Raw genomic sequence first — 22,345 nt, forward strand, 5'->3', positions numbered from 1 at the left:
AGTGAGGACCCACGTGAGCTCGAAACCTGTCGTACTCATCGCTGAAGAGCTGTCGCCCGCCACCGTCGACGCCCTCGGGCCGGACTTCGAGATCCGGCACTGCAACGGAGCCGACCGCGCGGAGCTGCTGCCCGCCATCGCCGATGTCGACGCGATCCTGATCCGCTCGGCCACCAAGGTCGATGCCGAGGCCGTCGCGCACGCCAAGAAGCTGAAGGTCGTCGCCCGCGCGGGAGTTGGCCTCGACAACGTCGACGTCTCCGCCGCCACCAAGGCCGGCGTCATGGTCGTGAACGCCCCGACCTCCAACATCGTCACCGCCGCCGAGCTCGCCTGCGGCCTCCTGGTCGCCACCGCGCGCAACATCCCGCAGGCCAACACCGCACTCAAGAACGGCGAGTGGAAGCGGAACAAGTACACCGGCGTCGAGCTGAGCGAGAAGACCCTCGGCGTGGTCGGCCTCGGCCGCATCGGCGTCCTGGTCGCGCAGCGCATGTCGGCCTTCGGCATGAAGATCGTCGCGTACGACCCCTATGTGCAGCCGGCCCGTGCCGCGCAGATGGGCGTGAAGCTGCTCTCCCTCGACGAGCTGCTCGAAGTCTCCGACTTCATCACCGTGCACCTGCCCAAGACCCCCGAGACGCTCGGCCTGATCGGCGACGAGGCGCTGCACAAGGTGCAGCCGCACGTGCGGATCGTGAACGCGGCGCGCGGCGGCATCGTGGACGAGGCCGCGCTGTACTCCGCCCTCAAGGAGGGCCGTGTCGCCGGCGCCGGTCTGGACGTGTACGCCAAGGAGCCCTGCACGGACTCCCCGCTCTTCGAGCTCGACCAGGTCGTCTGCACCCCGCACCTGGGCGCCTCCACCGACGAGGCCCAGGAGAAGGCCGGCATCGCCGTCGCCAAGTCCGTACGCCTCGCGCTCGCGGGCGAGTTGGTCCCGGACGCGGTCAACGTCCAGGGCGGCGTCATCGCCGAGGACGTGAAGCCGGGCCTGCCGCTCGCCGAGCGCCTGGGCCGCATCTTCACCGCCCTGGCCGGCGAGGTGGCGGTCCGCCTCGACGTCGAGGTGTACGGCGAGATCACCCAGCACGACGTCAAGGTGCTCGAACTCAGCGCGCTCAAGGGCGTGTTCGAGGACGTGGTGGACGACACGGTCTCCTACGTCAACGCCCCGCTGTTCGCGCAGGAGCGCGGTGTCGAGGTCCGCCTGACCACGTCGAGCGAGTCGCCCAACCACCGCAATGTGGTGACCGTGCGCGGCACCCTGTCGGACGGTGAGGAGGTCTCGGTGTCCGGCACCCTGGCCGGGCCCAAGCACCTCCAGAAGGTCGTCGCGATCGGCGAGTTCGACGTGGACCTGGCGCTCGCGGACCACATGGTCGTGCTGCGCTACGAGGACCGCCCCGGTGTCGTCGGCACCGTCGGCCGGGTCCTCGGCGAGGCCGGGCTCAACATCGCCGGCATGCAGGTCGCCCGCGCCGAGGAGGGCGGCGAGGCGCTCGCCGTGCTGACCGTGGACGACACCATCCCGCCGAACGTTCTGGCCGAGGTCGCCGAGGAGATCGGCGCCAACTCCGCCCGCTCGGTGAACCTGACCGACTGACCCCGAGATCTCGCGATTCCCGTACCCGGCTGCGGCATCGGGTCCTGGACACCTGTCCAGGACGATGTCCGCACGCCGGGTACGCTGCCGCCATGGGACACCGTGAGGGTCTGCTCGAAGGCGCCAAGCGCTGCCTCCTTGAGAAGGGCTACGCCCGGACCACCGCCCGCGACATCGTCGCCGAGTCCGGCACCAATCTGGCCTCCATCGGCTACCACTACGGCTCCAAGGAGGCCCTGCTCAACCTGGCCTTCCTGAAGCTCGCCGAGGAGTGGGGCGAGGGGCTCGCCGACAGCCGGGGCGAGGGCGCGACCGCCGGGGACCTGCCCCCGCTGGAACGCTTCGAGCGGGGCTGGGCCAAGGCCATCGACTCCTACGGGCACAGCCGCCCGGTGTGGCAGCTCCAGATGGAGATCGTCTCCCGGCTCGACAGCGACCCCGAGCTGCAACACGCCCTCGCCGGACCGCAGTTGGAGGGCCGCAAGGGCCTCGCGGAGAGCTTGCTCGGCATCGACGAGCGGGCCGACCCCGAGCGGGCCCGGCTCGCCGGAACCTTCCTCCAGGCGCTGCTGGCCGGGGTGATGGTCCAGCGGATGATCGACCCGGGGACCGCTCCCTCGGCGAAGGACCTCACCGAGGGGCTGAAGATCGTCACGGGGCGGGACGAGGTCGCCGCCGGCGGCTGAACCGCCCCGCCCCGCACCGCCCTCAGAGCCGCGCCGCCTTCAACGCCATGTGCAGCAGCAGCCGGTCCTCGCCCCGGTCCAGGTCGAGTCCGGTCAGGTGCTCCACGCGCGAGAGGCGGTAGTAGAGCGTCTGGCGGTGGATGCCCAGCGCCGCCGCCGTGCGCCCGGCCTGGCCCGCGTGGTCCAGGAACACCTCGGCGGTACGGGCGAGTTCGGGGTGCGCCGGGCTCAACAGGGCCCGTACGCAAGGATCTTGCTGCTCGGGGGTCGGCAGTGCGGTCAGCATCCGGTACGGGCCGATGTCCGACCAGTGCGCCACCGGGCCGAGCCCCGGTTCGGCAAGTGCCGCGCGCACGGCGGACGTTGCCTCCCGGTGGGCGGGGCCCAGCTCGGCGAGGCCCCGGCGGGCCGTCGCCACCCCGGCCGCCGCTCCGTGCCCGGCGTCGCCGCGCAGCCGTTCCGCCGCGGTGCGGGCCGGGGCGAGCGCGTCCGCCGAACGCAGCCGCACCAGGGCGGCCAGCGCATGCCCGCCGCCGGCCGGTCCCGGCCAGGGCAGGGTGCACACCGCCGCCGCGCCCGGGACCGTACGGACCGAAGGGGCGTCCTCGCCCGGCCAGGGCGCCACGCACACCAGCGCGTGCAGGCCCTCCGCGTCCGGGCCGAGGGCGGTCTGGAGTGCGGCCGTCGCCGTGTCGCGCTGCCAGCCGCGCCCGGCGGTGAGCACCGCCCGGAACTCACGGGACAGATCCGCGCCGGCCTGCGTCTCGTCGGCGAGCAGCACCCCGATCCGGGCCGCCACCTCCATCGCGGCGGCCAGCTTGTCCTCGGCCGGTCCCGGCTCGGCGTCGAGCAGCCAGACGTATCCGAGGGCCACGCCCCGATGGCGCACCGGCAGACAGACCCGGCCGCGGAACACCCCCGCGTCGGGCGCGGCCGGAATGCGGACCGGGCCGGTGGCGCGGGTGATGCCGAAGCCCTCGAACCAGGCGCGGACGGCCGGCGTCGACTTCCTGGTCAGGATGGAACGGGTGCGGACGGGGTCCATGGCGAGGTCGTCGTCGGAGTCGTGCGCGCCGAAGGCGATCAGCCCGAAATCCCGGTTCTCCAGCGTCGCGGGGGCGCCGAGCAGCGCCGAGATCTCATCGACCAGGTCCTGGTAGTCGCCCTTCACGGAAGCCATTCTCGCTCATCCCCCGCACCGCTTCAGACAGGTGTATGAGATCTGGGCCACGGATGCGTGACAGCTGTCGATGGCAGAGGATCGGGGAGATCCATAGGTTTCACGGTGGTTCTCCGTGCCGTTACCGTTTCGTCCCGAAGGCGTCCATCGTCCGAAAGATCCCGGTCCCGGCCCCGTCTAGTTCTTTCCGTGGAGGTGCCCCGTGCTGGGTCCCGTGATCCTCGCCGCGTCGCGCAGCGACAAGATGCGCAAGCTCGTTTCGGCCGCCCCGGTGACCAAGCCCGTGGTGAACCGGTTCATCCCCGGCGAGAGCGTCGACCAGGTCGTCCGCATCGTCGAGGAGATGGTCGGCAAGGGCCTGGAGCTCACCCTGGACGTGGTGGGCGAGGACATCACCACCCCCGAGCAGGCCGCCCACGCGCGGGACGCCTACCTGGAGCTCATCGAGCGCCTGGGTGAGCTCGGCCACGGCACCAAGGCCGAGATGTCGGTGAAGCTCTCCATGTTCGGCCAGTCGCTTGAGGGCGGCCACGAGCTGGCCCTGGCCAATGTGCGCCCGGTCGTCGAGGCCGCCGCCGCGATCGGCACCACGGTCACCCTGGACGCCGAGGACCACACCACCCTCGACTCGATGTTCGCCATCCACGAGGAGCTCCGCAAGGACTTCCCCCAGACCGGCTGCGTCATCCAGGCCTACCTCTTCCGCACCGAGGACGACGCCCGCCGCCTGGCCGCCGCGGGCAGCCGGGTGCGCCTCGTGAAGGGCGCCTACAAGGAGCCCGCCGAGGTCGCCTACCTGGACAAGAGCGAGATCGACAAGTCGTACGTCCGCATCCTGAAGATCCTGATGGAGGGCGAGGGCTACCCGATGATCGGGTCCCACGACCCGCGCCTGATAGCCATCGGCCAGGAGCTCGCCCGCCGCGCCGGGCGCAAGCTGGACGAGTACGAATTCCAGATGCTGTACGGGATCCGCAGCGAGGAGCACCTGCGGCTCGCCGCCGAGGGCCACAGGATGCGCGTCTACACGGCGTACGGCACCGACTGGTACGGCTACTTCATGCGGCGCCTCGCGGAGAAGCCGGCCAACCTGCTGTTCTTCGTCCGCTCGATGATCACCAAGAACTAGCCGTCCACCAGGACCACGGATTTTTCGGACAGGCCCCGTGCCTCCGTTCACCCGAACACCCCTCACACAGGACAAAGGAGTCAAGGAATCATGGACGCAGTGACCCAGGTCCCCGCCCCGGTCAACGAGCCGGTGCACGGCTACGCCCCTGGTTCCCCGGAGCGCGCCCGTCTGGAAGCCAAGCTCAAGGAACTGGCGGAGAACCCCGTCGACCTGCCGATGACCATCAACGGTGAGAAGCGGATGGGCGGCGGCGAGCGTTTCGACGTCGTGCAGCCGCACAACCACCGGGCCGTCATCGGCACCTACGCCAACGCCACCGAGCAGGACGCCAAGGACGCGGTCGACGCCGCCCTCGCCGCCGCCCCGGCCTGGCGCGCGATGTCCTTCGACGACCGCGCCGCGATCATCCTGCGCGCCGCCGAGCTGCTCTCGGGCCCCTGGCGCGAGACGCTGGCCGCCTCGACCATGCTGGGCCAGTCGAAGACCGCCCAGCAGGCCGAGATCGACACGCCCTGCGAGCTCGTCGACTTCTGGCGCTTCAACGTCCACTACGCCCGCAACCTGCTCGCCGAGCAGCCCCCGGCGAACTCCCCGGGCGTGTGGAACCGCATGGACCACCGCCCGCTCGAAGGTTTCGTCTACGCGATCACGCCGTTCAACTTCACGGCCATCGCGGGCAACCTGCCGACCGCCCCGGCCCTGATGGGCAACGTCGTCGTGTGGAAGCCGTCCCCGACGCAGACCCACGCAGCCGTGCTGCTCATGCAGCTCCTGGAGGAGGCCGGTCTGCCCAAGGGCGTCATCAACCTCGTCACCGGTGACGGCCTGGCCGTCTCCGAGGTCGCCCTGAACCACCGCGACCTGGCCGGCATCCACTTCACCGGTTCGACCAAGACCTTCCAGCACCTGTGGAAGACCGTCGGCACGAACATCGAGAAGTACCGCACCTACCCGCGTCTGGTCGGCGAGACCGGCGGCAAGGACTTCGTCGTCGCGCACCCCAGCGCCGACCGCGCCGTCCTGAAGACCGCGCTGACCCGCGGCTCCTTCGAGTACCAGGGCCAGAAGTGCTCCGCGTCCTCGCGCGCCTACGTCCCGGCGTCGATCTGGAACGACGGCTTCAAGGAGGAGTTCGCGGCCGAGGTCGACGGCATCTCCATGGGTGACGTCACCGACCTGTCGAACTTCATCGGCGCGGTCATCGACGAGCGCTCCTTCGCCAAGAACAAGGCCGCGATCGACCGCGCGAAGGCGGACGCCTCCTGCACGATCGTCGCGGGCGGCAGCTACGACGACTCGGTGGGCTACTTCGTGCGCCCGACCGTCATCGAGTGCACCGACCCGGCGAACGAGGTCTTCACGACCGAGTACTTCGGCCCGATCCTGGCGGTCCACGTCTACGACGACGCCAAGTACGACGAGATGCTGGAGCAGATGGAGTCGGCCTCCGACTACGCCCTGACCGGCGCCGTCATCTCCAACGACCGTGCCGCGGCCGCGTACACGATGGACAAGCTCCGCTACGCGGCGGGCAACTTCTACATCAACGACAAGTCGACCGGCGCCGTCGTCGGCCAGCAGCCCTTCGGCGGCGGCCGCGCGTCCGGCACCAACGACAAGGCGGGCGCCCCGCAGAACCTGATGCGCTGGACGCTGACCCGCGCCATCAAGGAGACGCTGGTCCCGCCGACCGACTACGGCTACCCGCACATGGGCTGATGCCGTAGCCGCACCGAAACCCCGCCCCCGTCCTTGGTCCCCCAACCGAGGACGGGGGCGGTTTCCCTGTCCGCCCGTCCGCGCGCGGGCCGCCCGCTCAGACCTCGACGAGCACCTGGTCGAGGGATTTGCGGACCAGATCGGGGACCTCGCAGTCGTCGGCCGGATAGCCGACCGGGATGACGGCGAACGCCTTCTCGTTCGCGGGGCGATCGAGCACCTCGGACAGGAACCGCATCGGGCTCGGCGTGTGCACCAGGGCGGCCAGACCCGACTGGTGCAGCGCGGAGAGCAGCAGTCCCACCGCGATGCCGACCGACTCGTCCACGTAGTAGTGCTTGTGCTTGGTGCCGTCCTCGGCCAGCCAGTAGCGCTGCTGGAAGACGACGAGCAGCGCCGGGGCATCCGTGAGGTGGGTCTTCACCGCGTCCGTGCCGATCGGCCGCAGCGCCGCCAGCCACTCCTCGCCGAGCCGCCCGTCGTAGGAGATCCGCTCCTCCTCCTCGGCCGCCGCGCGGATCCTGCGCCGCACCTCTGCGTCCTTGACCAGGACGAACGTCCACGGCTGCTGATGGGCGCCGGAGGGCGCGGTCGCGGCGCAGGCGACCGCGTCCCGGACGGCCTGCTCGGGCACCGGGTCGGGCGAGAAGCTGCGCACGGTACGGCGCTCGGCCAGGCGCTCGCGCAGTTCGGCGGCGCGCGCCAGGGTTTCGGCGCTCGCCATGCGGGCCGGACGGTAGGGGACGGGCCGGTAGGGCTCGCCGTGGACGGGGGTCCAGTGCTGCTCGGTGGGTGTGGGCATGGGGCGAGTCTGGCGGGTGGCTTGGTCCGGTCCAAGTCCCTTGGCGCACACGTGACGTGAAAGTCGGTGCAGGGTGGCGGGCAGGCGTGCGCAGGGGGCCCGCCGGGCGGACGGAAAGCGGCTCGCCCACCCCGTGCTGTGGGGTCCCTGTGCGGCCACTACGATGCAGCTCCCGCCCGGCTCACACGGCCGGGCGAGTCGTTCCTTTGGGGGGAACCTTCCATGCGCACCAAGCTTCGCGCTGCCCTGGTGACGGCTGCCGCCGCCCTCGGTCTTGTCGCGACCTCCGTCGTCCCGGCCCAGGCCGCGACCGGCTTCGACCGCTGTCCGCAGGGCAAGTTCTGCGTCTTCGAGGGTGCCGAGGGGCAGGGCGCGATGGCGTCCTATTCGTCGCCGCAGCGCGACTTCGGCTCCTGGCGCTTCAAGGCGTCCTCGGTCATCAACCGCACCGGTTACGAAGACCTCTGCCTCTACAGCCGGACCAACTTCCAGTACATCGACGCGGTCCACGACGTCGAGGTGTCCGCTTCGGGATCGTGGGGCATCGACCTGTCCCTGTTCGCGGACAAGAACAGCCACATGGACAACAACCTCGGTTCCGCCCGCTGGGCCCACACCTGGCGGGAGTGCCAGGGAGGCACCGAGAACCTCGACTGGTCGACACCGCGGGGACCGGGCCCGGCCCAGGCCTTCGGGGACCTCAACCGCGACGGGGCACCGGATCTGCTCCAGCGCAGCTACGCGGGACGGCTGTGGTTCCTGCACGACGGCGGCGGCCTTCTGATCGGCGGCGGCTGGAACTCCATGACCGCGCTGACCCGGCACGGGGACCTCACCGGCGACGGCAACGAGGACCTGCTGGCCCGGGACACCGCCGGGAACCTCTACATGTACCCGGGCAACGGCAAGGGCTGGTTCGGTACCCGGCTGCTCATCGGCGGCGGCTGGAACACCATGAGCGCGATCCAGGCCGCGGGCGACCTCAACGGCGACGGCAAGGGCGACCTGCTGGCCCGTGACACCGCGGGGCAGCTCTGGATGTACCCGGGCAACGGCAAGGGCTGGTTCGGCAAGCGTCTGCTCATCGGCGGCGGCTGGAACGTCATGAAGTCCTTCGCCGGGGCGGGCGACCTGAACGGCGACGGCAGGAACGACCTCGTGGTCAGCGACAACACGGGCAAGCTGTGGCTCTACCCCGGCAACGGCCGCGGCTGGTTCGGCACCCGCGTCATGATCGGCAGCGGTGGCTGGGGCGCCTACGACTCCTTGCTGGGGATCGGCGACTACGACGGGGACGGGCGTCCCGACCTGCTCGGCACCGGCACCGTCGTCAGCCTCTACCGCGGCCTGCCGGGCGGCCGCCTCGCGGCGGCCGAGCCCCTGCAGTACCCGGATGCGAGCGACCGGCTGTTCTGAGCCGCCCCCCGAGGGGCGCGGGGAGCCGCGCGACCGCCCAGCGCGGTCCGCGGACCGTTCCCGCGCCCCGAACGGCCGGTCCCTGGAATGATCCGGGTCATGGACGTGACACAACGCACCGCGCACACCGCGGACTTGACCCCCGCCGAGCTCCACGTCATCCGCGCCCTGCTCGACACCACCTTCGACGGCGGCTTCAGCGACGACGACTGGGACCACACCCTCGGCGGTGTGCACGCCCTCGTCCACCAGGGAGGCGACCTCGTGGCCCACGGCAGCGTGGTGCAGCGCCGGGTGCTGCACGCCGGGCGGTCGTACCGCGTCGGATACGTGGAGGGCGTCGCCGTCCGCGCGGACCAGCGGCGGCGCGGGCTCGGCGGGCTCGTCATGGCGCCCCTGGAGCGGGTCATCGAGGGCGCCTACGCCTTCGGCGCGCTGTCGGCCAGCGAGCAGGGCGCCCCGCTGTACCGGGCCCGGGGCTGGCGGGCGTGGGGCGGACGCATCGAGGCGCTGGCGCCGGACGGGGTGGTGCCGCTCCCCGAGGAGGAGGGCACCACCTATGTCCTGGGGCCGCAAGTCCCCTCCGCCGCAAGCCCGTTGACCTTCGACTGGCGGGACGGGGACGTGCTCTAGCACCCCCGTGGGCCGGTCCCGGTCAGCCGCTGACCGAGACCGCGCCCGTCTCCAGGTGGCCGGTGTACCGCCGCGACCACGTGCTGTCCGAGTCCGCCGTGACCGTGAAGTCGTACCAGCCGTCCTGGTACGCCACCGCGTTGAAGAAGTCCTCGGTCGAGCCGCCCGCAGGGACCGTGTACGTCCAGGTGCCGGTGCGGTACTGGTTCGAGGTGATGGTGAACTTCACCGCCGCCGCCGAGGAGTTGGTCATCCTGAACCAGATCGCCAGCTTCCCCGTGCCGGGCTCCACCGCGTAGCGCGCGGCCACCTCGACGGACTTGCCCGCCTTCGTGGCGTCACCGGCGAACCGGCGCAGGAAGCGGTTGGGGCCCACCATGGTGAAGTCGTACTTGCCCGCGCCCGCACCGGTGCCGATCTGGAAGGAGTCCGCGGCCGTGCCGCCCGGGTCGACCGTGTACTGCCAGGGGGTGGTGTCGCGGTAGGCATTGGGGTGAATGGACAGGTGCGCGGCGCTGGTGGCGGGGGCGCCCTGGTTGGCCATCCCGAACCAGGCCACGATCTGCCCGGCGGCCTTGAACTCGAACCGGTCGAGGTTGCCGTTGGGCTGGTACGGCAGCGCTCGGGCCGGCCGGGTGCCGGACTCCTGCGCGGGCAGCGCGTTGTTCTGCGGCGCCGGGTTGGGCAGCGGGCCGCAGGTGCCGATGCCGATCACCTTGGTGCCGGGCAGCCCGGACGGCATGCCGTACACCGGCGAGGCGAAGTCGAAGAGCCCCGTCAGATCGCCGGTGACCTTGCGGCGCCAGGCGCTGATGTTGGGACAGTTCGCCGGGGTGCCGAGCGCGGCCGTCCACTTCTCCATGAAGCGCAGTACCGAGGTGTGGTCGAAGACCTCCGAGGAGACCCAACCCCCGCGCGTCCAGGGCGACATGACGAGCATCGGCACCCGGAAGCCGAGCCCGTACGGGATGCCGCCCAGGAACTCGCCCGCGGTTCCGGCCGGCGGCGAGGGCGGCGGGACGTGGTCGAAGAAGCCGTCGTTCTCGTCGTAGTTGAGGAACAGGACGGTCGAGTCGAAGACCTCGGGGGAGGCGGCCAGGGCGCGGTAGACCAGGTCGACGAAGTGCGCGCCGTCGCCGGGCGGGGCGTAGGGGTGCTCGGAGAAGGCCTGGTTGGCGACCACCCAGGACACCTGGGGGAGTGTCCCGTTCAGCGCGTCGGCCCGGATCGCTGCCGCGATGTCGTCGGGGGTGGAGCCGGTGGTGGCCGGGACGGAGCCCATGCCGCGGTCGTGCAGGGGGTCGCCCGCCTTGGCGCCGGTGAACTGCGTGAAGTACGCGAGCCCGTTGTCGCCGTAGTTGTCGTTCGCGTTCTGGTAGACCTTCCAGCTCACCCCGGCGCGTTGGAGTGCCTCCGCGTACGTCTCCCAGGTCAGGCCCGACTCGTCGCCGCCGTCATTGCTGGTGGCGTCCACCTTGCCGCTCCACAGGAAGGTGCGGTTGGGGCCGGTGGCGCTGAGCGTGGAGCTGAAGTAGGCGTCGCAGATGGTGTAGTTGTCGGCGAGCGCGTAGTGGAAGGGGATGTCGCCGCGGTCGAGGTAGCCGAGCGAGCGGACGTTGCCCACGCCGGCGACCCAGTTGTCCATCCGGCCCTTGTTCCACGCCGAGTGCTGCGAGGTCCAGCTGTGCGGCAGGTCGCCGTTGCACTGGGCGAGGGTCTCGCCGTCGGCGCCGCCCGCCGCCGGGGTGGAGCTGAGCTTCCACGGATACTGGCGGCCGAGGCCGTTGGGCTGGTTGAAGACGGGCCGGCCGCCCGAGAGCAGGATGCCGCTCTTGTCGCCGAAGCCCCGGACGCCCTTGAGGCGGCCGAAGTAGTGGTCGAAGCTGCGGTTCTCCTGCATGAGGATCACCACGTGCTTGACGTCCTTGATGGTGCCGGTCGCCGAAGCGGCCGCCGTGCTCGTGACCACCGCACCGGCGGCCTGCGCCGCCGTCCCCGCCGGCAGCACCGCGCCGGCCGCCATGCCCGCACCGAGGGCCACGAACCCTCTACGACTGATCGGAGTCATCCGCCCGCCTCTTCGTCGCATGTGCCCCTGCGGCACATCGAGCGCAAGAGTGACGCCGCCCAATGGTCTGAAGCTAGACCTCTACAGGGATGGATTTGTGAACAGTCGGTCAACGCCAGGGTTTCTTAAGGTTCGATGAGAACCTTCGGCCCTATCGCGCCATCGACTCAGCGTGGCGGCGGGCCGCCCTGGGACGCCGGTCCGGGCTCGGCGTCCGGCGGCCCGAGCTCGGCGACGATCTCCGCGAGCGCACCGCGCAGCCAGCGGTGGGCCGGGTCGGCGTCCACCCGGAGGTGCCAGGCCTGGCGGTAGGGGCTGGCCGGCAGGTCGAGCGGGATGTCCAGGACCGCGAGCGGCATCGCCCGGGCCGCCTCGACCGCGAACTCGCGCGGCACCAGCGCGAGCGCGTCCGAGCGCAGGGCCAGGAAGCAGGCCGCGGTGTACGTCGGCGCGGTCGCCAACACGTCGCGTTCCAGGCCGAGTTCGGCGAGCTTCTCGTCGACGACGCTGCGCACCCGGCCGCGCCGCGTGACCGTGATGTGGGGGAGCGCGGCGAACCGCTCGGGGGTCAGCCGCTCGGTGGCGTACGGTCCGTCGGCGCGGGCGATCGCCGCATAGCCGTAGGCCCCGAGCGACTCGCTGCGGATGTCGTGCGGCAGCTCGCCCATCTGCCCCACGTCGAGGTCGATGCGGTCGCGCAGGTCCGCCGGGTCCTCGTCGCCCTCGGGCAGCATGCGCAGCCGTACGCCGGGGGCCTCGCGCAGCACCCGCCCGGTCAGCGCCGAGCCGAAGATGATGGCCACGGAGTCATTGACCCGGATCCTGAACTCCCTGCGCAGCGTGGCCAGTTCGAGCTCCGGCGGCGGGCGGAGCGCGGCGAGTGCGGAGGCGAGCGCCGCCTCCACGCGCGGCTGGAGTTCCCGGGCGCGCGGCGTCAGGGCCAGGCCACGTCCGCAGGGAACGAGCAGCTCGTCGCCCACCACCCGGCGCAGCCGGCCGAGCGTCCGGCTCATCGCGGACGGGGAGATCCGCATCTCGGCGGCGGCCCCGGCCACGCTCCCGGCCCGAAGGAGCGCGTCGAGCGCGGGCAGCAGATTCATGTCGGGGAGCTGTTGCATGGCACCAGTATGCTGCGCCGCGCGCACTTCTCGGTTAACCAACCGGACCTTGTGTGCAGCAATGGTGACGGCCACGCTGAATCCCATGCTCGACACCCGACAGCGCGCCACCGCCCTGCTCGTCGCCGGCTGCTTCTTCATGGAGATGCTCGACGGCACCATCGTGGCCACCGCCGCCCCGCAGATGGCGGCCTCCCTCGACACCACCCCTTCCTCCGTGGGCCTGGTGATCACCGTCTATCTGCTGACCCTCGCCGTGCTCATACCGCTCAGCGGCTGGCTCACCGCGCGCTTCGGCGCCCGGCGGATCTTCCTCACCGCCATCGTCCTGTTCACCCTCGCCTCGGCGGCCTGCGCCGCGAGCGACAGCCTCGGCCTGCTCGTCGCGATGCGCGTCCTCCAGGGCGCGGGCGGCGCGATGATGGTCCCGGTCGGCCGGCTGCTCGTGCTCGCCGGGGCCGCCAGGACCGATCTGCCGAAGATCATGGCGTACATCGTGTGGCCGGGGCTCATGGCGCCCGTGGTCGCCCCGCTGCTCGGCGGAGTGCTCACCACGTACGCGAGCTGGCACTGGATGTTCCTGGTGAACCTCCCGCTGGGCGCGATCGCCTTCCTCGTCGCCCGGCGCCTGGTGGCGGCCGGGCCCACCGCCACCCCGCCGCCGCTCGACCTACCCGGCGTACTGCTCACCTGCACCGGCCTCGGCGCCCTCACCTGGGCCGCCCACCTGGTCGCCGAGACCGACAGCGGCCGGGGGACCGTGGCCGCCGTCGCCGCGCTCGCCGTGCTCGCGCTCGGCGCGGCCGGACGCCATCTGCTGCGCACCGCGCACCCGTTGGTGAACCTGCGCACCCTGGACGTGGCCTCGTTCCGGGCCAGTGTGACCGGCGGCTCGCTCTTCTGGATCGTGGTCGGCTCGATGCCGTTCCTGCTGCCCCTGCTGTTCCAGGAGGTCTTCGGCTGGAGCGCGGTGAAGTCCGGTGCGGTCGTGCTCTTCGTCTTCGTCGGCAACATCGGGATCAAGCCCGCGACCACCGCACTGCTCAACCGCTTCGGGTTCCGCCCGCTGCTGCTCGTCTCCACGCTCGGCCTCGCCGTCACGGTCGCCGGCTGCGCCCTGCTCACGGCGGCGACACCCCTCGCGGTGACCGCCGCCCTCGTCCTGCTCGGCGGCGCGGCGCGTTCACTCGGTCTGACCTGCTACTCGACCATCGCGTTCAGCGAGGTGCCGGCCGAGCGGCTGCGCGACGCCAACGCGCTGTCCGCGACCGCCAACCAGCTCGGGGCCGGCCTCGGGGTGGCCGTCGCCACGGTCGCGCTGCGCCTGGGCGGCGCCGTCACCACCACCCAGTCCGGCTCCTACGCGGTGGCGTTCTGCCTGCTCGGCGCGGTCTGCCTGGCCGCTACGGCCGGGGCCCTGCGGCTGCGCGGGGACGCCGGGGACGCGGTGCGCGGCGGGCCCGCGCGGACCGCTGCCAGGGCCTCGGCGGGGGTGGTCGTCTCAGATAGTAGGAAGTCCGAGTAATTGTGGAGACAGACTCCAGCGGAAGGCTTAGCTTTGTAGGAGCCGAACGTCTCGCTGATCCAGCGAATGGCGGTCGAGAGCGCAGTGCCCTTTGGCAGGCAACCCCTGCGGCCGCGCTCCCCGCCCCTTCCGGCACCTCACTGCATCCGCCGGGGCATGCCCCCGGACCCCCCAGCAGAGGAGTCGAATCCCCATGGTCCAGCAGCCCGCCCGCCGAGTCCGCCACTCTTCGCGCAGCAGCGAGTCCGACCGCAAGAACGCCGCCGCCGCCCTCCAGCGTGCGCTGGACCGCAGGGACAACGGCGGCGCCACCGGGCACTGAGGCCCGGGTCCCGCACCGGGACTAGCGTCCGCGCTGGATCTCGAAGTGGTCGATGCGCTCGCCCGTCTCGGCGAGCGCGCTGACCTTCATCCTCGGGTGGCGGCCGGTCTCGACCTCCACCGCGAGGAACGAGTAGTTGGTGTAGCGCACCCGCGACCACTCCACGGTCTCGGTGACCTTCGCGCCGCCGTTGGCCCAGTGGTAGGTGTCCACGCTGTCGCGGTCCGCGACATGGCCCTCGTACGAGTCCGGCACCGGGAAGCTGTAGAGCGAGCGGCCCGCCGCACCGGCCGTCACGTACACGATGCCGTCGCGGGTCGGGTCGGTGCGCTCACCGATCGCGACCTTGCGGCCCACCTTGTTGCCCTTGATGGCGTCGGTGCGCTCGTAGACGTGGTTGTGGCCGTTGATCACCAGGTCCACCTGGTGCTTCTCGAACAGCGGCACCCACGCGTCGCGCACGCCCCCCTCCGAGGCGTGCGAGTTCGTCGTGGAGAACGCGCAGTGGTGGAAGAAGACCACGATGAAGTCGACGGCGTGGTTGGCGCGCAGCTCCCCGAGCCGCTTGTCCAGCCACTTCGTCTGCTTGCCGCCGCTGATGCCGAAGTTGGCGGGGATCTCGTACGAGACGTCGTTGGCGTCGAGCGCGATCACGCCGACGTTGCCGTGCACGAAGGAGTAGACGCCGGGCTGGTTCACCGGGTCCGGACCGTTGGCCGGCAGCGACCAGCGGGCGTTCTGGCCGCCGTAGCCCTGCGGCGAGTACCAGGCCTCCATGTCGTGGTTGCCGGTCGTGACCATCCACGGCACGGTCTTGGCGACCGACTCGGTCTGCGCGAGGAACTGGTCCCAGGTGCGCGCGTCGTACTGGTCCGAGGACTGGCCCGAGCCCGACGGGTCGGCGTAGCAGATGTCGCCGGCGTGCAGGTGGAAGGACGGGTTCTGGCCCAGGATCACCTGGTCGTTGCCGAGCGCGTGGTAGCTGACGCCCTGGTCGCCGAAGGCCGTGAAGGTGAAGTTCTCGGCGTGCGCGGGGGCGGTGGTGAAGGTGCCGAGGGTGCCCAGGTTGCGGCGGTCCGCCGGGTCGAACCCGTCGTGGCCGACGCCGTAGTAGTACGTCTGGCCCGGCCGCAGCCGGTCGAGGCCGGCGTGCACGTAGAACTGCTCGGCCGCCGCGATCTTCCCGCCGTTCAGCGCGGGCGTCGTCAGATGGCGCACCTCGGCGTCGATCTTCCGGCTGAGCGACCAGGGGCTGGTGCCGATGCGGATGTAGGGCTTCTTCACCGCGAACGGGACCTGCCAGGAGACCCGCATCTGCGTCTTGGGATCGGCGCCGTACGCGAGGTGGCGGCCGAAGGGCGCGGCCAGCGAGCCGTCCACGCCGTGCCGGGACGTGGAGGTGAGCGCGGTCGGCGCGGCGTAGGCGGGCGAGGCCGCCCCGGCCGTGGCGAGACCCGCTCCGGCGACGGCGGCCGTGGCCGCGCCGGTCCGCAGCACACCGCGACGGCTCAGCCTGCTCCGCAGGTATTCGTGCTGCTCGGCCATGCTCATGCGCTCGGCGAGCTTGTCGGGAATGCCGAATCTGGGGATGTCCATGGCCGAAAAAGTCCTCCATCGAGTCGACGCGATTCTCTCCGGCGGATGAACGCGAGGCGTACAACTGCCTACGCGATTCCCCGAGCACTTCCGGACCGCCCGCAGGGGCGTCCACACTGTGGACATCGGATGTCAATGGCTGGGACGGCGCGTAGGGTTCCCCCATGTCGGCAAGTTCTCGCAGCATCAATCTCGCAGTGATCCCCGGTGACGGCATCGGCCAGGAGGTCGTGGCCCAGGGCCTCAAGGTCCTCGCCGCCGTCCTTCCGCAGGATGTGAAGCTGGAGACCAGGGAGTTCGACTTCGGCGCCCGGCGCTACCACGCCACCGGTGAGACCCTCACCGACGCCGACGTCGAGGCCCTCAAGCAGCATGACGCGATCCTGCTCGGCGCGATCGGCGACCCCACGGTCCCGTCCGGCGTCCTGGAGCGCGGCTTCCTGCTGAAGCTCCGCTTCCTCTTCGACCACTACGTCAACCTCCGCCCCAGCAGGCTGCTCCCCGGCGTCTCCACCCCGCTCGCCGGACAGCCCGAGATCGACTTCATCGTCGTGCGCGAGGGCACCGAGGGCCCGTACACCGGCAACGGCGGTTCCATCCGTACCGGCACGCCGCACGAGGTCGCCACCGAGGTGTCGGTCAACACCGCCTACGGTGTCGAGCGCGTGGTCCGGGACGCCTTCGCCCGCGCCCAGGCCCGTCCCCGCAAGAAGCTGACGCTGGTCCACAAGAACAACGTCCTGGCCTACGCCGGGCACCTGTGGACCAACATCTTCCACACGGTGGCCAAGGAGTTCCCCGACGTCACCACCGACTACCTGCACGTGGACGCGGCGACGATCTTCCTCGTCACCGACCCGGCGCGGTTCGACGTGATCGTCACCGACAACCTCTTCGGCGACATCATCACCGACCTCGCCGCGGCCGTCTCCGGCGGCATCGGCGTCGCCGCCTCGGGCAACATCAACCCGAGCGGCGAGTTCCCGTCGATGTTCGAGCCCGTGCACGGCTCCGCACCGGACATCGCGGGCCAGGGCAAGGCCGACCCGTCGGCCACGATCCTCTCGGTCGCCCTGCTGCTCCGCCACCTCGGATACGAGGCCGAGGCGGTCCGCATCGAGAGCGCCGTCTCCGCCGACCTGGCATCGCGCGGCGACTCGGTCCGCACCACGGACGAGATCGGCGACGCCCTCGCCGTAGCGGTAGCCGGCTGACCCCGCGGCACACGCACGAGAAGCCGCCGGGTCGCATTTCGCACCCGGCGGCTTTTCGCATGCGGCCACCGGGTGACACCATCAACCCCGGACCGCACATCACACCGTTATGTCCAAGGCCCAGGCAAGAGCGATAATCGGACCTGGGGCCGCGGCATGCGGAGCTCGGACGTCCAGTACAGGCAGCGGCGTGAGCGCGGTCCGTCACTATCCACCGGTGAAGGACACAGCACTCATGACGACGCCCACGATCGAGCTCAAGCCCACCTCGCACCCGCTGTCCGACGCGGAGCGCGAGGCGATTCTGGCCAGCCCCGGTTTCGGCCGCCACTTCACCGACAACATGGTGACGGTCCGCTGGACCGAGGGCCGCGGCTGGCACGACGCCCAGCTGGTGCCGTACGCCCCGCTGTCCATGGACCCGGCCAACATGACGCTGCACTACGCGCAGACGATCTTCGAGGGCCTGAAGGCGTACCGCCAGCCCGACGGCACGGTCGCCACCTTCCGGCCCGAGGCCAACGCCGAGCGCTTCCAGAACTCGGCCCGCCGCATCGCGATGCCCGCGCTCCCCACCGACCTCTTCATCGCCGCCTGTGACGCGCTGATCCAGCAGGACAAGGCATGGGTCCCGTCCACCGGAGAGGCCTCCCTCTACCTGCGCCCGTTCATGATCGCGACCGAGGTCGGCCTGGGTGTGCGCCCGGCGAACGAGTACCTGTTCATCGTGATCGCCTCCCCGGCCGGCGCCTACTTCCCCGGCGGCGTGCAGCCCGTCTCGGTCTGGCTGTCCGAGGAGTACGTGCGCGCCGTCAAGGGCGGCACCGGCGCGGCCAAGACCGGCGGCAACTACGCGGCCTCCCTCGTCGCCCAGGCCGAGGCCGCCCAGCACGGCTGCGACCAGGTGGTCTGGCTCGACGCCGTCGAGCACCGCTGGATCGAGGAGATGGGCGGCATGAACCTGTACTTCGTGTACGGGAACAAGATCGTCACGCCCGAGCTGACCGGTTCGCTGCTCCCCGGCATCACCCGTGACTCCCTCCTGAAGATCGCCCGCGACCTCGGCTACGAGGCCGTCGAGGGCCGGATCTCCACGGAGGACTGGAAGCGGGACAACGAGAACGGCACCCTGACCGAGGTGTTCGCCTGCGGCACCGCCGCGGTCATCACACCGGTCGGCTCGGTGAAGTCGGCGCGGGCCAACTGGACGCAGGGCGACGGCGAGCCGGGCGAGGTCACGATGAAGCTGCGCAAGGCGCTGCTCGACCTCCAGACCGGGGTGACCCCGGACCCGCACGGCTGGATGCACCCGCTGGGCTAGGCGGCACTTCCGGGGGCTCGCGCCCCCGGAACGGCTAAACGCCGGAGGGGCTGGATGCCGGGCTGATCTCAGCCCCGGCATCCAGCCCCTCCGGCGCGTCCGCCCGGCGTGGCGTCAGGATCAGGTACGCCAGCCCTCCCACGACCCCCGATATGAGGAAGCTGCAGTCCACCCCGCCGGTCCAACTCAGCAGCGGGCCCTGGTAGTTGGGCAGGGAGACGGCCAGCAGGCCGGCGCCCGCGCCGAGCGCCCAGGCGGCCACCGCGCGCAGGTTCCAGCCGGAGCGGTACCAGTAGATCCCGCCCCGGGAGCGGCGGTTGAAGACCTGGAGGGCGTCCGCGTCGTACACGCCGCGACAGCGCACGAAGCCGATCAGGGTGATCACGGCCCAGGGGGTGCCGATCGCCGTGAGCAGCAGGACGAACGAGGTCATCGCGGCCTGCGCGTCCCAGGCGAAGTGGCCCGCGAAGACGCACACCGTGGCGACGCCGGCCACCGCGAACGTGGCCTGGGTGCGCGAGGCGCGCGGCAGGATCGCGTCCAGGTCCAGGCCCATCGAGTAGAGCATCAGACCCGCGTTGCCCACCGAGCCGGCCGAGGCCGCGAGCAGCAGCGGCACCAGGTACCAGCCGGGCGCGGCGGCGACCAGCGGGCCCGCGTAGTCGGTGGCCGCGCGGGCCGCGTACGCCGTGAACGTGCCGAAGAGCTGCGGGATCAGCAGGCCCGCGGTCAGGCCCAGCCAGGTGGCGTGCAGGACGCGGCGCGGGCGGTGGCGGGTCGGCGAGATGTAGCGGGTGTAGTCGCCGAGCAGGGTGATGAACGCGATCGGCCCGCTGAGCCCGGCCGCGACGAGCGCGAGCAGCCAGGTCGGCCAGAACGAGCCGAGCAGATAGCCGCCCGCGTCCGGCAGCGCGGCGGTGCTGAAGTGCGGTGCGTAGGCGACGACTCCGAGGATCAGCAGGGCGGTCATGCCCACCGCGAGGATGCGGGAGAGCCGCAGCATCACGCGGTAGCCGTAGACCGCGCCGATGACGGTGGCGGCGGCGAGCAGCGCGTACACGATCGAGTACGAGACCCCGCCGGTCGGCAGGCCGAACAGCCGGTGCAGTACGCCCGTCATCGCGTCCCCGCCGATCCACACGGTCAGGGCGGTGTAGCCGAGCGAGAGCAGCAGGCCCACGATCGAGCCCACCAGCCGTCCCCGTACGCCGAATTGGGCGCCGGAGGACGTCGACAGATTGGTCGCGGTGCGCAGTGAGACGAGCGCGAGCGGGGCCGTCAGGAGCGTGCCGAGCGCGGTGCCGGCCGCGACCGCGCCGATCGAGGCCCACCAGCCGAGCCCGAAGGAGACCGGCAGCCAGCCGAAGACGATCACCCCGAGGCAGAGGTTCGAGCCGAGCAGGATCGACACGAGGTCGCGCGGCCCGCTGGTGCGTTCCGCCTCCGGGACCGTATCGACTCCGCGCTGTTCTATGGGCATGCCGGGGCCTCTCGCTCTGGGGTCACTCGTCGTGGAGTTTGAGTGCCGCTCAATGTGACGCACACCAAGCCATGACGTCAATGCTTCCCGTCTGTGAAATCTCTGGTTAGAGTGACGTTCAAACAGGAGGTGTGGTGACGTGCGACTGACCCCGACGGAACGTGACCGGCTGCTTTTGTTCGGTGCCGCGGAACTGGCCCGGGCCCGCAGGGCCCGGGGGCTGCGGCTGAACGTGCCGGAGGCGACCGCGCTGATCGCGGACACCGTGTGCGAGGCGGCCCGCGACGGCCGGCGGCTGGCCGAGGCCATCGAGGCGGCCCGGTCCGTGCTCGGCCCCGACGACGTGCTGCCCGGCGTGTCCGACGTGGTCACCGAGGTGCACGTGGAGGCCGTCTTCGACGACGGCTCCCGGCTCGCGGTGGTCTCCGACCCCATCGGCGGCACGGCCGGGCGGAACGCGCCCGGCGCGCTCCTTCCCGGCGCGGGCTACCCGGAGGCGGACCCGGTGGTGCGGCTCACCGTGACCAACACGGCCACCGTGCCCGTCTCGGTCACCTCGCACTTCCACTTCTTCGAGGCCAACCCGCGGCTCGACTTCGACCGGGCCGCCGCCTACGGCATGCGGCTGTGCGTGCCCGCCGGCTCCTCGGTCAGGTTCGGGCCCGGCGAGAGCGAGGAGGTCGGCCTGGTCCCCATCGGCGGCGACCGTGTCGCGATCGGCTTCGCGGGCCTGGTCGACGGCCCCCTTGACGCGCCCGGCGCCAAGGACGAGGCCCTGCGCAGGGCCGCCGCCTGCGGATACCTCGGAACCGGCGTGCGAGAGGGAGACAAGTGATGGACCCGTACGAGTACGCCTCCGTGCACGGCCCCCGCGCCGGGGACCGGATCCGGCTCGGGGACTCCGGCCTGACCGTGCGCGTCGAGTCCGACTCGCAGGCGCCGGGTGACGAGTTCCTCGCGGGCTTCGGCAAGACGGCCCGGGACGGGCTGCATCTGAAGGCCGCCGCCGTCCGCGAGACCTGCGACGTCGTGATCAGCAACGTCGTCGTCATCGACGCGGTGCAGGGCATCCGCAAGGTGTCCATCGGCATCCGCGAGGGACGCATCTGCTCGATCGGGCGGGCCGGGAACCCGGACACGCTCGACGGCGTGGACGTGGTCGTCGGCACCGGCACCTCGATCGTCTCCGGTGAGGGGCTGATCGCCACCGCCGGTGCCGTCGACACCCATGTGCATCTGCTGTCCCCGCGCATCATGGAGGCCTCGCTCGCGTCCGGCGTCACGACCATCATCGGGCAGGAGTTCGGCCCGGTCTGGGGTGTGGGCGTCAACTCGCCCTGGGCGCTGCGCAACGCCTTCGCCGCGTTCGATGCGTGGCCGGTCAACATCGGTTTCCTGGGCCGGGGTTCGTCCTCGGACGGGGCTCCGCTGGTGGAGGCTTTGGCGGAGGGCGGTGCGTGCGGGTTCAAGGTGCACGAGGACATGGGTGCGCACACCCGGGCGCTGGACACGGCGTTGCGGGTGGCGGAGGAGCACGATGTGCAGGTCGCCCTGCACAGTGACGGGTTGAACGAGTGCCTGACGGTCGAGGACACCTTGAAGGTGCTGGAGGGGCGGACCATTCACGCCTTCCACATCGAGGGGTGTGGTGGTGGGCATGTGCCGAACGTGCTGAAGATGGCGGGGGTGCCGAATGTGATCGGTTCGTCCACGAATCCGACGCTGCCGTTCGGGCGGGACGCGGTCGCGGAGCACTACGGCATGATCGTCTCGGTCCATGATCTGAAGACGGATCTGCCGGGGGACGCGGCGATGGCCCGGGACCGGATCCGGGCGGGGACGATGGGTGCCGAGGACGTGCTGCACGATCTGGGGGCGATCGGGATCACGTCCTCGGACGCGCAGGGCATGGGCCGGGCCGGTGAGACGGTGCGGCGCACGTTCGCGATGGCCGGGAAGATGAAGGCGGAGCTGGGTCCGCTGGAGGGCGACGGGGACGGTGACGACAACGCGCGGGTCCTGCGGTACATGGCGAAGCTGACCATCAATCCCGCCATCGCGCACGGCCTCGCGCACGAGATCGGCTCCATCGAGATCGGCAAGATGGCCGACATCGTGCTGTGGCGCCCGGCCTACTTCGGCGCCAAACCGCAGATGGTCCTCAAGTCCGGTTTCCCCGCCTGGGGCGTCACCGGCGACCCCAACGCGGCAACCGACACCTGTGAACCGCTCGTCCTGGGGCCCCTGTTCGGGGCGCACGGCGGGACCGCCGCCGAGCTGTCCGTCGCCTTCGTGGCGAAGGCCGCCCTCGACCAGGGCGGCGACCAGCTGCCCACCCGCCGCCGCCGGGTCGCGGTACGCGGCACCCGCGGCATCGGCCCCGCCGACCTGCTGCTCAACTCCCGTACCGGAGCGGTCGGCGTGGACGGCCGCACCGGACTCGTCACCCTCGACGGCGACCCGCTGCGCTCCGAACCGGCCGACTCCGTCTCCCTCAACCGCCTCTACTTCCTGTAAGGACCACGCT

Annotated in this window: 18 protein-coding genes; 12 read left to right on the forward strand and 6 right to left on the reverse strand. The window is 71.2% G+C overall.

What is annotated here, in order from left to right; all coding sequences use genetic code 11:
* Nucleotides 1–13: 13 nt before the first annotated feature.
* Both serA and CG740_RS25455 read left to right on the forward strand, forming a co-directional pair.
* On the forward strand, nt 14–1,606 hold the full coding sequence (serA, locus tag CG740_RS25450) for a phosphoglycerate dehydrogenase (protein ID WP_100577586.1): 1,593 nt from the start codon (nt 14–16) through the stop codon (nt 1,604–1,606).
* A gap of 92 nt (nt 1,607–1,698) precedes the next feature.
* Nucleotides 1,699–2,292, forward strand: coding sequence for a TetR/AcrR family transcriptional regulator (locus CG740_RS25455; protein WP_100577587.1), 594 nt, complete (start codon nt 1,699–1,701; stop codon nt 2,290–2,292).
* Between the two features lie 22 nt (nt 2,293–2,314).
* Here the strand turns inward: CG740_RS25455 and CG740_RS25460 are convergent, their stop codons facing one another.
* Nucleotides 2,315–3,463, reverse strand: a complete 1,149-nt coding sequence (locus CG740_RS25460) for a PucR family transcriptional regulator (protein ID WP_100577640.1) — start codon at nt 3,461–3,463, stop codon at nt 2,315–2,317.
* Nucleotides 3,464–3,674: 211 nt separating this feature from the next.
* On the opposite strand from CG740_RS25460, the gene CG740_RS25465 reads away from it, so the two are divergent.
* Nucleotides 3,675–4,601 (forward strand): proline dehydrogenase family protein, encoded by a 927-nt coding sequence (locus tag CG740_RS25465; RefSeq protein WP_100577588.1) that lies wholly within the window; start codon nt 3,675–3,677, stop codon nt 4,599–4,601.
* A 90-nt stretch (nt 4,602–4,691) separates the two neighbouring features.
* Nucleotides 4,692–6,323 carry an L-glutamate gamma-semialdehyde dehydrogenase gene (gene pruA / locus CG740_RS25470; RefSeq protein WP_100577589.1) on the forward strand — a complete coding sequence of 544 codons (1,632 nt, stop codon included), beginning with the start codon at nt 4,692–4,694 and terminating at the stop codon, nt 6,321–6,323.
* 97 nt (nt 6,324–6,420) lie between these two features.
* Here pruA and CG740_RS25475 read toward each other — a convergent pair whose 3' ends face one another.
* Complete coding sequence (locus tag CG740_RS25475) at nt 6,421–7,125, reverse strand: nitroreductase family protein (protein WP_100577590.1); 705 nt, start codon at nt 7,123–7,125, stop codon at nt 6,421–6,423.
* 222 nt (nt 7,126–7,347) lie between these two features.
* On the opposite strand from CG740_RS25475, the gene CG740_RS25480 reads away from it, so the two are divergent.
* Both CG740_RS25480 and CG740_RS25485 read left to right on the forward strand, forming a co-directional pair.
* Nucleotides 7,348–8,541, forward strand: coding sequence for an FG-GAP-like repeat-containing protein (locus CG740_RS25480; RefSeq protein WP_100577591.1), 1,194 nt, complete (start codon nt 7,348–7,350; stop codon nt 8,539–8,541).
* Nucleotides 8,542–8,640: 99 nt separating this feature from the next.
* A complete protein-coding gene (locus CG740_RS25485; protein WP_100577592.1) occupies nt 8,641–9,174 on the forward strand; it encodes a GNAT family N-acetyltransferase in 534 nt (177 codons plus the stop codon).
* A 22-nt stretch (nt 9,175–9,196) separates the two neighbouring features.
* Here CG740_RS25485 and CG740_RS25490 read toward each other — a convergent pair whose 3' ends face one another.
* Together CG740_RS25490 and CG740_RS25495 are read right to left on the reverse strand one after the other, a co-directional pair.
* Nucleotides 9,197–11,242, reverse strand: a complete 2,046-nt coding sequence (locus tag CG740_RS25490) for a phosphocholine-specific phospholipase C (protein ID WP_100577593.1) — start codon at nt 11,240–11,242, stop codon at nt 9,197–9,199.
* A gap of 167 nt (nt 11,243–11,409) precedes the next feature.
* Nucleotides 11,410–12,360 carry a LysR family transcriptional regulator gene (locus CG740_RS25495; RefSeq protein ID WP_159030404.1) on the reverse strand — a complete coding sequence of 317 codons (951 nt, stop codon included), beginning with the start codon at nt 12,358–12,360 and terminating at the stop codon, nt 11,410–11,412.
* An 85-nt stretch (nt 12,361–12,445) separates the two neighbouring features.
* On the opposite strand from CG740_RS25495, the gene CG740_RS25500 reads away from it, so the two are divergent.
* Together CG740_RS25500 and CG740_RS41605 are read left to right on the forward strand one after the other, a co-directional pair.
* Nucleotides 12,446–13,885, forward strand: coding sequence for an MFS transporter (locus CG740_RS25500; RefSeq protein ID WP_100577595.1), 1,440 nt, complete (start codon nt 12,446–12,448; stop codon nt 13,883–13,885).
* Between the two features lie 193 nt (nt 13,886–14,078).
* The gene (locus CG740_RS41605) at nt 14,079–14,207 is read left to right on the forward strand and encodes a hypothetical protein (RefSeq protein WP_267895424.1); all 129 of its coding nucleotides are present in this window, start codon (nt 14,079–14,081) and stop codon (nt 14,205–14,207) included.
* A gap of 21 nt (nt 14,208–14,228) precedes the next feature.
* On the opposite strand, the gene CG740_RS25505 is transcribed toward CG740_RS41605, so the two are convergent.
* A complete protein-coding gene (locus CG740_RS25505) occupies nt 14,229–15,803 on the reverse strand; it encodes a purple acid phosphatase family protein (protein ID WP_100577596.1) in 1,575 nt (524 codons plus the stop codon).
* Between the two features lie 164 nt (nt 15,804–15,967).
* Between CG740_RS25505 and CG740_RS25510 the strand changes: the two genes are divergently transcribed.
* Together CG740_RS25510 and CG740_RS25515 are read left to right on the forward strand one after the other, a co-directional pair.
* Complete coding sequence (locus CG740_RS25510; protein ID WP_100577597.1) at nt 15,968–17,017, forward strand: 3-isopropylmalate dehydrogenase; 1,050 nt, start codon at nt 15,968–15,970, stop codon at nt 17,015–17,017.
* Nucleotides 17,018–17,252: 235 nt separating this feature from the next.
* Complete coding sequence (locus CG740_RS25515) at nt 17,253–18,338, forward strand: branched-chain amino acid aminotransferase (protein ID WP_100577598.1); 1,086 nt, start codon at nt 17,253–17,255, stop codon at nt 18,336–18,338.
* A gap of 34 nt (nt 18,339–18,372) precedes the next feature.
* Here the strand turns inward: CG740_RS25515 and CG740_RS25520 are convergent, their stop codons facing one another.
* A complete protein-coding gene (locus tag CG740_RS25520) occupies nt 18,373–19,818 on the reverse strand; it encodes a cytosine permease (RefSeq protein WP_100577599.1) in 1,446 nt (481 codons plus the stop codon).
* Between the two features lie 139 nt (nt 19,819–19,957).
* On the opposite strand from CG740_RS25520, the gene ureA reads away from it, so the two are divergent.
* Entirely contained in the window at nt 19,958–20,653 is a 696-nt protein-coding gene (gene ureA / locus CG740_RS25525) for an urease subunit gamma (protein WP_100577600.1), read from the forward strand.
* The gene (locus CG740_RS25530) at nt 20,653–22,335 is read left to right on the forward strand and encodes an urease subunit alpha (protein ID WP_100577601.1); all 1,683 of its coding nucleotides are present in this window, start codon (nt 20,653–20,655) and stop codon (nt 22,333–22,335) included. Before ureA ends, CG740_RS25530 begins: the two co-directional genes overlap by 1 nt.
* Nucleotides 22,336–22,345: the final 10 nt, after the last annotated feature.

The sequence above is a fragment of the Streptomyces sp. CB01201 genome, from assembly GCF_002803085.1.
Classification (GTDB): Bacteria; Actinomycetota; Actinomycetes; order Streptomycetales; family Streptomycetaceae; genus Streptomyces; species Streptomyces hundungensis.